Source organism: Duganella sp. AC917 (genome assembly GCF_979258245.1).
In genome coordinates this window covers 3,832,754-3,843,479 of record NZ_OZ409848.1, presented here as the reverse complement: position 1 = coordinate 3,843,479, position 10,726 = coordinate 3,832,754, and the positions used below count along the sequence as shown (strand labels likewise).

5 protein-coding genes are annotated in these 10,726 nt (G+C 64.0%); 4 read left to right on the top strand and 1 reads right to left on the bottom strand.

The genetic code is table 11. The features are described 5' to 3' along the window. Positions 1–61: 61 nt before the first annotated feature. Genes ACZ0BA_RS16620 through tldD form a run of 3 tightly spaced genes read left to right on the top strand, consistent with a single transcriptional unit; the run spans position 62 to position 6,615 of the window. Positions 62–4,282: a YhdP family protein gene (locus ACZ0BA_RS16620; protein WP_463452321.1), complete on the top strand. Its 4,221-nt coding sequence runs from the start codon at positions 62–64 to the stop codon at positions 4,280–4,282. Between the two features lie 31 nt (positions 4,283–4,313). Beyond that, positions 4,314–5,111, top strand: coding sequence for a carbon-nitrogen hydrolase family protein (locus tag ACZ0BA_RS16615; RefSeq protein ID WP_463452320.1), 798 nt, complete (start codon positions 4,314–4,316; stop codon positions 5,109–5,111). Between the two features lie 43 nt (positions 5,112–5,154). After that, positions 5,155–6,615 (top strand): metalloprotease TldD, encoded by a 1,461-nt coding sequence (tldD, locus tag ACZ0BA_RS16610; RefSeq protein WP_463452319.1) that lies wholly within the window; start codon positions 5,155–5,157, stop codon positions 6,613–6,615. 46 nt (positions 6,616–6,661) lie between these two features. Here the strand turns inward: tldD and ACZ0BA_RS16605 are convergent, their stop codons facing one another. Beyond that, on the bottom strand, positions 6,662–9,328 hold the full coding sequence (locus tag ACZ0BA_RS16605) for a TonB-dependent receptor (protein ID WP_463452318.1): 2,667 nt from the start codon (positions 9,326–9,328) through the stop codon (positions 6,662–6,664). 421 nt (positions 9,329–9,749) lie between these two features. Between ACZ0BA_RS16605 and ACZ0BA_RS16600 the strand changes: the two genes are divergently transcribed. Next, positions 9,750–10,640: a hypothetical protein gene (locus ACZ0BA_RS16600; protein WP_463452317.1), complete on the top strand. Its 891-nt coding sequence runs from the start codon at positions 9,750–9,752 to the stop codon at positions 10,638–10,640. Positions 10,641–10,726 lie beyond the last annotated feature (86 nt).

Below are 10,726 nucleotides of genomic sequence, written 5' to 3'. Positions count from 1 at the left end.
GCTTGAAAAAACCGAGTGTAGCGATTTTATTTGACGCATGGCCTGATTTATTAGCTTATTGATGCAAAAACAAGAAGAGGAGACCGTGACAGACGAGGGGCCGTTGGCCGCCCGCTGGCATCGGCTTCGTGCCGCCTACCGCTTCTGCAACCTGGCCACCCACCATGTGCTCGGGTTTTCGGTCAAGCTTGTGCTGCTGCTGTATTTCGCCTTCACCATCCTGTTCCTGGCGCTGCGCTACGCCGTGTTGCCCAATATCGACCATTACAAGGGCGATATCGAGCGCGCCGCCAGCCGCGCGGCCGGCAACCAGGTCACCATTTCCCGCATTTATGCGTCGTGGAACGGCTTGCGCCCCAGCCTGTACCTTGGCGACGTGGTCCTGCACGACAGTCAGGGCCGTCAGGCGCTGGCGCTGCCCGGCGTCTCGGCAACCTTGTCGTGGTGGAGCGTGCTGGCCGGCGGTCCCCGTTTCGACTCGCTGGTGCTGACGCGTCCCGATCTCGAACTGCGGCGCGAAGCCGACGGCCGCCTGTTCGCCGCCGGCGTGTATCTCGACCCCGACAAACCAAGCGACGGCAAGGCCGCCGACTGGTTGCTGTCGCAGCGCGAGATTGTTATCCGCGAAGGCCGCGTGCGCTGGACCGACAGGCAGCGCGCAGGCCAGCCGGCGCCGCTGGCGCTGGAGGGCGTCACCGTGGTGTTGCGCAACAAGTGGCTGCGGCACCAGTTGGCGCTCAAGGCCACGCCGCCGGCCGAGCTGGCCGCGCCGCTCGATGTGCGCGCCGACTTCACCCATCCCGCTTTCGGCAGCCGCGTGTCCAATGTGTCGATGTGGAAGGGCGAGCTGTACGCCGATATCCGCGACACCGACGTCGCCGCGTGGAAAGCCTGGATCGATTTCCCGTTCGTGCTCAACAGCGGCGGCGGCTCGCTGCGCACCTGGCTCAGTTTCGACCAGTCGCGGTTGACGGGCGTGACCGCCGATGTCGGTTTGCGCGACGTCTCGGCAGTGCTGGGCAAGGACTTGCCGCAGCTCGACCTGCGCGAGCTGACCGGCCGCATCGCCGCCCGCGAAGAAAGTCCGCCGCTGGCGGCCCCGGTCGCCAGGGGAGCGGCACGGCAAAAATTCGGCGAGCGCGGCCACAGCATCGAGCTGACCAATCTGACCTTGACCACCAGCGACGGCCTGGTGATGGCGCCGACCTCGCTGTCGGAAACCTATGTTGCCGCCACCGCGTCCAAGCCGCAAAAATTCCAGCTGCGGGCGCCGCAACTGGACCTGCGCACGGTGGCCGGCCTGGCCGAACGCCTGCCGCTGAGCGCCGGGCGGCGCAAGCTGCTGGCCGACGCCGCCCCGCGCGGCTTGTTGCGCAATGTCTCCGCCGAGTGGACCGGCGTCTTCCCGGCGGTGCAGTCGTACCGGTTTAAAGGCGACCTGGTCGGCGTGGGATTGCAGCCGCAGCCGCCACGCCCGGCGCAGCCCAAGGAGGGCAAGACGCCGGCCACCGCCGCCGTGCCCGGCATTCCCGGATTCGACAACCTGACCGGTTCGATCGACGCCACCGACAAGGGCGGCCGCTTCAATCTGGCTTCGCAGCGGTTGGTGTTGCAGATGCCGGACCAGTTCAGCGACGCGGCCATGCCGTTCGACAGCCTGGACCTGAAGGCGGGCTGGTCGTTCGAGCCGGATAATCAATTGCTGTTGCAGATCGACGAGATGGCTTTCCTGCAGCAGGGGCTGAGCGGCACTTTGCGCGGCACGCACACGATGCCGCTGGCCGGCAAGGGCTTGGGCAAGGCCGATCTGACCGGCACCTTGAACGGCTTCGAACTGAACCGCATCGACCGTTACCTGCCGATGCAAACGCCGCACGACTTGCGCGCCTGGCTGACCGGCGCGCTTGAAGGTGGCGTCGCCAGCGACGTCAGCGTGCGCCTGCGCGGCGAGCTGGCGCATTTCCCGTTCCACGGCGAGCACGCGTCGCACGGCGAGTTCCGCGTCGCCGGCAAGCTGACCGACGGCAAGCTCAACTATTCGCCGAATCATTACCTGCAAGAGGGCAAGGTCCTGGGCAAGGACGGCAAGCCGTTGCCGCTGTGGCCGCAGGCCGAGCACATCAAGGGTAGCTTCGTGTTCGACCGCGCCCGCATGGAAATCCATGGCGACACAGCCACCACCGGCGGCGCCGCGCTGACCAGGGTCAAGGCGGTGATTCCGGATCTGACGAACCACGATTCGATACTGGAAATCGACGGCAACGCCACCGCGCCGATGCAGGAATTCCTCAAATATGTCGCCAACAGCCCGGTATTGGGCTGGATCGCGCACTTCACCGAGGATACCCAGGCCAGCGGCAACGCCACCCTGGCGCTCAAGCTGCAGTTGCCGCTGTCGCACCTGATCGACGCCAAGGTGCAGGGGACGCTGCAACTGAATAACAACGACATCCAGCTGATGAACGATTTGCCGCCGGTGCAGGCGTCGCAGGGCAAGATCGAATTCAACGAGCACGGCGTCAACCTGAACCAGCTATCGGGCATGTTCCTGGACGGACCGATAGCCATCACCGGCGGCACCCAGCGCGACAACGCCATCGTCATCAAGCTGGGCGGCATGCTGACGGCCGACGGTTTCCGCAAGACCTATACGATGCCGGCCATGCAGCGCCTCGGCAGCCATTTCTCCGGCGCCACCCGCTACAACGGCACGGTGACGGTGCGCGACCACCAGTTGACGGTCGCAGTCGATTCCAGCCTGGCCGGGCTGGGACTGGACTTGCCGGCGCCGGTCAACAAGGCCGCGCCGGACGCGATGCCGCTGCGCTTCCTGCTGACCAGCGGACTGACGCCGGACGCCAACAACGCGCTGCACGACGAGATCCGCATCGCGCTGGGCACCAGCATCGTGGCGCGCTACCAGCGCCAGAAAATCGTCAAGACGCCATGGAAACTGGTGCGCGGCGGCATCGGCGTCAACACGCCGGCGCCGGAGCCCGACAGCGGCCTGGCGGTCAACATCAGCCTGCCCGCGCTCAACGTCGACTCGTGGCTGGACTTCGGCGCCAACGTGGCCGGCCAGCACGAGCCGGCCGGCGCCGACGCCGCAGCGACGGCCCCGGCCGCCGACGCCGCCGACTTCGCGCAGTACGTGGTGCCGGACACCATCGCCGCCCGCAGCATTGAACTCGTCATCGGCGACCGCAAGCTGGAGAACGTGGTCGTCGGCGTCAGCCGCCAGAAGACCGTGTGGCAGGCCAGCATCGATTCGACCCAGGCCAACGGCTACCTGACCTGGAGCGAACCGTCGACCGGCCACGGCCTGGGCAAGGTGACGGCGCGCCTGTCGTCGCTGGTGATCCCGGCGTCGGCGTCGAAAGAGGTGCAGGATCTGCTGTCGGACGGCAAGAGCGCGGCCGCGTCGATCCCCGCGCTGGATGTGGTGGTCGAGCGCCTGGAACTGTTCAACAAGCCGCTGGGACAGCTCGAGCTGCAGGCCAGCAACGCGCAACTGCCGAGCGAGAAGGCGCGCGAATGGCGCATCAACAAGCTGTCGCTGGCCAACGCCGACGGCGAACTGACCGGCACCGGCAAATGGGTCACGCGCGAGGGCGCGCACAACACCAGCCTCAATTTCAAGCTCGACATCGCCGACGCCGGCAAGTTGCTGGACCGCTTCGGCTTTGTCGGCACCGTCAAGAACGGCAAGGGGACGCTCAAAGGCGACATCGCCTGGAAGGGATTGCCGTACTCGCTGGACCTGCCGAGCCTGGAAGGCCAGATCACGATGAACGTGGAAAAAGGCCAGTTCCTCAAGCAGGACCCGGGCGCGGCCAAGCTGTTGGGCGTGCTGAGCCTGCAAGCCTTGCCGCGTCTGCTCAAGCTCGATTTCCACGACGTCTTCTCGGAAGGCCTGGCGTTCGACGGCATCACCGCCAACGCCAGCATTCACCAGGGCATCGCCCGCACCGATAATCTGAAAATGCACGGCGTGGCCGCCACGGTGTTGATGGACGGCAGCGCCGACATCGCCAACGAGACCGCCAACCTGCACGTGGTCGTCATCCCCGAGGTGAACCTGGGCACCGCGCCGCTGGTCTACGCGCTGGCCGTCAACCCGGTCATCGGCCTCGGCAGTTTCCTGGCGCAGCTGTTCCTGAGCGCGCCGGTGATGAAGGCGCTGACTTACCATATGCAGGTCACGGGGCCGTGGAAGGCGCCCGTGGTGACCAAGCTCGACGGGGCCAAGGCGGACCCGCCGCAGGCCAGGAACACGCATTAACTCGTACATCAACTCCACGATGGGAACAGCCATGACCAAGGTCGCCGCAGTACAAATGATTTCCTCGCCGTCCGTGACGGAGAACATCGCCACCGCGCGCCGCCTGGTGACGCAGGCCGCCGATCAGGGCGCCACGCTGGTGTTGCTGCCCGAGTACTGGGCCATCATGGGCCTGAGCGACAGCGACAAGGTGGCCGTGGCCGAGCCGCTCGGACAGGGGCCGATCCAGGACTTCATGTCCTCGCTGGCGCGCGAACTGGAGATCTGGCTGATCGGCGGCACCTTGCCGCTGGCGTCCGACGATCCGGAAAAAGTCGTCAACACCACCTTGGTCTACAACGCGCAGGGCGAGCACGTCGGCCGCTACGACAAGATCCACCTGTTCGGCTTCACCAAGGGTACGGAGTCGTACAACGAATCGAAAACCATCGTGCCGGGCAAGAACGTCGGCGTGATCGAGGCGCCGTTCGGCAAGGTCGGCATGTCGGTCTGCTACGACCTGCGCTTCCCCGAACTGTACCGCGCGATGGGCCCGGTCTCGTTGATTGTCGTGCCGGCCGCGTTCACCTACACCACCGGCCAGGCGCACTGGGAAATCCTGCTGCGCGCGCGCGCCATCGAGAACCAGTGCTATGTGCTGGCGGCGGCGCAAGGCGGCACCCATCCGAACGGCCGCCGCACCTGGGGCCACAGCATGCTGATCGATCCGTGGGGCGCGATCAAGGACGTGCTGGCCGAGGGCGAAGGCGTGGTCGGCGGCGACATCGACCCGCTGTTCATCGAGGGCGTTCGCCAGAGCCTGCCGGCGCTGAAGCACCGCACCATGTGACATCCAAGACAACTGCACAACAATCTCGAACCGGAGCACCATCATGAAGCCTTTTGAACCGAATCTGTCCACCCTGGCCGTCGCGCGCGATATCCTGCTGACGCCGTTCGGACTGGACGAGGCCAAGCTGCTCAAGACGCTGGGCGCGATGTTCACGCACAAGGTCGATTACGCCGACCTGTATTTTCAGTTCACCAAAAACGAGGGCTGGAGCCTGGAAGAGGGCATCGTCAAGACTGGCAGTTTTTCGATCGACCAGGGCGTCGGCGTGCGCGCGATTTCGGGCGACAAGACCGCCTTCGCCTACTCGGACGAAATTTCCGAAGCGGCGCTGATGGACGCGGCCACCGCGACCCGCACCATCGCGCGCGCCGGCGCCGGCAAAATCAAGGTGGCCGGCGCGATGAAACCGACCGGCGGCCGCTCGCTGTACATGCCGAACGATCCGCTCGCTTCGCTGGATGCGACCGCCAAGGTCAAGCTGCTCGAGCGCATCGAGAAAATGGCGCGTGCGAAAGATCCGCGCGTGGTGCAGGTCATGGCTGGCCTGGCCGGCGAATACGACGTGGTGCTGGTGGTGCGCAGCGACGGCGTGCTGGCGGCCGACATCCGTCCGCTGGTGCGCGTGTCGCTGACGGTCATCGTCGAGCAGAACGGCCGGCGCGAGATGGGTTCGTCCGGCGGCGGCGGCCGTTACGATTACGGTTACTTCAGCGATACCCTGCTGGACTTCTACGCCACCGAGGCGGTCAAGTCTGCCGTCGTCAACCTGGACGCGCGCCCGGCGCCGGCCGGTCCGATGACGGTCGTGCTGGGACCGGGCTGGCCCGGCATCCTGCTGCACGAGGCGATCGGCCACGGGCTTGAGGGTGACTTCAACCGCAAAGGTTCGTCGACCTTCTCCGGCCGCATCGGCGAACGCGTCGCGGCCAAGGGCGTAACGGTGGTTGACGACGGAACCTTGGCTGATCGCCGCGGTTCGCTGAACATCGACGACGAAGGCAATCCGACACAGTGCACGACCCTGATCGAGGACGGCATTCTGAAAGGCTACATCCAGGACACGATGAACGCGCGGCTGATGAAGATGCCGGTCACCGGCAACGCGCGCCGAGAATCGTTCGCACACCTGCCGATGCCGCGCATGACCAACACCTACATGCTGGGCGGCGACAAAGACCCGGATGAAATCCTGGCGTCCGTCAAGAACGGCTTGTACGCGGTCAATTTCGGCGGCGGCCAGGTCGACATCACCAACGGCAAGTTCGTGTTCTCGGCCAGCGAAGCGTACATGGTCGAGAACGGCAAGATCACGTATCCGGTCAAGGGCGCGACGTTGATCGGCAACGGTCCCGAGGTGTTGAACCGCGTCTCGATGATCGGCAACGACATGCGCCTCGACCCGGGCGTTGGCGTGTGCGGCAAGGAAGGCCAGAGCGTGCCGGTCGGCGTGGGGCAGCCGACCTTGCGCATCGATGGTGTGACGGTCGGCGGCACCGCGTAAATATTTAAACCGAACCCCGGCATCCGGGGTTCGGTTCAATCAACCGTTAAAACTTATACGTCGCCTTCACATAAAACGTGCGGCCCAAGGGATCGGTATAACGCGGATCGTAACCACTCTGGAACGTCGTCCCCTGGTTGGTATAGGGCGGATTGGTATCGAACAGATTCTTGATCCCCACCGTCAAATCCGTATTTTTGATCCCCGCATAACTGGCCGACAGCGAATACGTCGAATACGCGCGCACCTTGTGATAATAGGCGTCCGCCACATCGTTTTGATCGACATAGCCGCTCATATACTTGTTGGCGAAGCTCGCGCTCCACGGACCTTTCTTCCAGTTGATCGTGGCGTTGTGCTTCCAGCGGAACACCGGTGAATTCTCCGCATACACGCCGACGTTTTCAACATACGCGCCGCCCGGTTCGTTCTGATATTCATAGCTGTGCACCCAGGTGCCATCGACCACGAAGCTGAAGTCGCCGGCCGCCGTGCGCGGCAGTTTCCAGCGCAGGCTGGCGTCGATGCCCGACGTATGCACCTCGCCCAGATTGTCCAGCACCGCGTTCACGTACTGCAAGGTCTTGCCATCCGCCGAATACACGAAGTAGCTGGCGTACTTCTCGTAGTTGTCGAAGATGGTGGTTTCCGACACCGTGCCGATCTTGTCCTTGATCTTGATGTTGAAGTAGTCGAGCGACATGCTGACCGCGTTGGTCGGCTCGAACACCGCGCCGATGCTGAAGGTCTTGGATTTCTCCGGTTTCAGGCCGATGTTGCCGCCGCTGCGGATGTATTGCTGCTGGTTGCACGCCAGGTTCGGATTGGCGCCCGACACGGCCGTGCCACCCGGGCACAGCACCGGATCGTCATACGAATTGCTGGTGAAGGTGGACGTGGCCGGTCCATGCAGGTCGTACAAGGTCGGCGCGCGGAAGCCGGTGTTGTAGGAAGTGCGCAGCATCACCTGCTTGACCGGCTGCCAGCGCAGGCCGATCTTCGGATTGAAGCTGCCGCCGACGTCGTTGTAGTGGTCGTAGCGCGCGGCCATCGACAGTTCCACGTCCTTGGCCAGCGGCACGCTCAGCTCCGAGTACAGCGCGGCGATGTTGCGCTGGCCGGCCTGGTCCTGGGCGTCCGCGTAACCCGAGCTCGACGCCTGCGAAGCCAGCGCGGTGTTGACGTCGTAGGCGGCCTTGTCGTGACGGAACTCGGTGCCGATGGCGAAGCCCACCGCGCCCGCCGGCAAGCGGTAGATTTCCCGGCTGACCTTGGCGTCGACGCCGACGCTGGTCATCTTGGCCGACAAATATTCGCCGCGCAGCTGCGCCGCGTCGATGTAGGACTGGCCGGCGGCCGACTGCTCGCCGAACGGGTTGAGTGTGCCGTTGAGCACGCCGGCCTCCATCAGCGAGTCGTTGGTGTAGCCGCCGACGAAGGCGCTGCTGGCCTTGCTGATGGACCAGGTCAGGCCGACGTTGTAGTCCCAGCCGGCCACCAGGCCTTCCGAGCCCAGCACCAGGCGGTCGGAGATGCTGGTGTCGTAGCCCATGCGGTTGCCGGCCGCCACGGTGCGCCAGTTGACGCTGAGGTCCTCGCCGGTGAGGCCGGCGACGGCCGGCACGCCGGCGCTGCCGCCCGGGTAGTAGGGGCTGGCCGAGGTCATCGTCAGGCCGGTCAGCGGCGACGGCGCGATGGCGCTGGTGTTGGTGCTGCGGCTGTGCAGGTATTCCACCGTGGCCAGGTTGTCGCCGCCCAGTTTGAAGGTGGCCTTGCCGAGGAAGGATTCCTGCTGCGTCTTCGGAATCGCCTGGATGTATTGCGTGGTGTCGGTGCGGCAGGTGCCGTTGACGGCGTTGACAATCAGGCCCTTGCCGACGCAGCCGCTGCCATAGTACGGGTTCCCGGTGATGCCGTTGTCGGAGAAGAAGTTGCCCGGTTGCGAAGTGCCGCTGCTGTTGTTAACGCCGCGGTCGGGACGCACGCTGGTGCTGGCGAAGTCGCGGTCGGCGGCGGCCAGCGCGGTCTGCTTGTGCAGGTCGACCACGCCGAAGAAGTTGTAGCCGTCCTTGTTGAGGTCGCCGAAGCCGCCCGACAGGTTCAGGCGCGATTCGCCGCCGGCGCCGCTGGCCTGCGGCTGGAAGCGCTCGACGCTGACGGTCAAGCCTGTCACTTCGCGCTTGGTGATGAAGTTGATCACGCCGCCGATGGCGTCGGTGCCGTAGATGGCCGAGGCGCCGTCGCGCAACACTTCGACCCGTTCCAGCGCCGACAGCGGAATGATGTTGAGATCGACGCTGGAGCCGTTGAACGGATGGCTGGCGATGCGGCGGCCGTTGAGCAGCACCAGCGTCTTGTTGGCGCCCAGGCCGCGCAGGTCGGCGCTGGCGACGCCGCCGGTGCCGGAGCCGACCGACTGGCTGCTGCCGGTCGAGCTCTGGTTCATCGAAATGGTGTTGAGCACTTCGGCGGCGGTCGTCAGGCCTTGCTTGACGAAGTCGCTGGCCTTGATGGTGGTGATCGGCAGCGCCGTCTCCGAGGCCAGCCGCTTGATGCTCGACCCGGTCACTTCAACGCGCTGCATGCCCGTGTCGGCGTCGGCGCCGTCGGACTGCGGGTCGGACTGGACTTGCGCCTGCGCCTGCATGGACACAGCAAGGCCGCCGGCGAACATCAGGCGCAAGGTGCGGGACATCGCTCTTTCAATGATCATTATTGTTACTCCTGCTATTGGGATGGGTGGGTTTTCATCTGCGGCCCGGCCTGGGCTCTTGGCACAAGCGGGGCGAGCCATCAAAACATTTGGCGTGGCAAGCGGACAATGACCATTCAATAACAGTGCTGATAACCAACAGTGGCAAACCCTCACACCTGTAAAGAGGGATTTCTGCGCAAAGCACCAAGGCGGGCAGTGGTGCTGGTCGGGCGGCGATTACAATTGGTCACAGCCGATAAGATGTAAAGACGAACGGGCAGGTGTAAAGTTTTGTAGGCACGCCTCAAGAATCGTGAACTGTAAGGTGGCCGGGCGACATCGCACCGGCAGGCAATCGCGGATGAATACCTTATAAAATGCTGGGCGGCGGTTAGGCGGACGGGCCACACATACAGCATGCTTATCAGCGGGAGGCAATATGGAACCAACAATGATATGGGCAGTTGTGCGCAAGCCCCTTCATTGGGTAGGGAGCAAGCTGCTTGGTTTGGCGGGCTCTTGGACGGTAGAGCCGATATTTCGCCAGGCCCACGATTATCACGTCGCGTTAAGACGATGGCAGCGCCGCTGGGTCGAGCTGGCAGATGGTGTGGAGTACAAGCTGCACACGCGCTCAAGCTTCGATGAAGGCAGCAACGCTGAGCAGTCGGTCTGGATACGAAACACAGGAAAAGATGTCGTTGACGAAATGCGATTTTGTGTGGAGGCCAGGCTCGGTAATTTTGCCTATCAAGTGCCATTGACAGCATATCGTCTGAGGCCGGGATCCACATCCCGGTTGACTTTGCACGGGCTCCCCCTCCAAGACCTTGCGTTACACGGGGACGGCATAATCTCGACCTATGAATCGCTGCACGTATACCCCGTGCGGATCGAACGCAACCACCAGGCTGAAATTTACTCGACGGACGGCATAGCTCGGCATCCGACATATGGAGATTATCTTGACGGCCAGTGGAAACGATGGAACGGACGGCTGTATAACCTGAAAGCCATCTCGGATGCCCGCCGGGAAACTCTCTTTCGCCTCGCGCATTCGTATAGCGGACGGCATGGCTTTATCGCTCTGGATGCCGGCACTTTACTTGCACAGGTATTGCGCGCAAAGCGCTATCGGCGGCTGCCCGGTGTGCTAATGTTCGCGTTGGTATCCCGCGATGCCGTTCTCAACGTCATCTTGTGGACACGGCTGCTATTGCGCATCGAAAAAATTGTTTTTGAGTGTGATGAGGCCACAGCAGCGGCGACCGAACACGTGCAAGATAAGGGAAATGGTGCCCGCCCAGTGCGCATTGTGCCGCTCCAATAGTGCCGGCCCGAGTGGGCCGTCACGCGACGCTATCCCCTAGCGCAAAGAAAATCTTGACGACGGCCCGCGCGTCCTTCACTCATGTC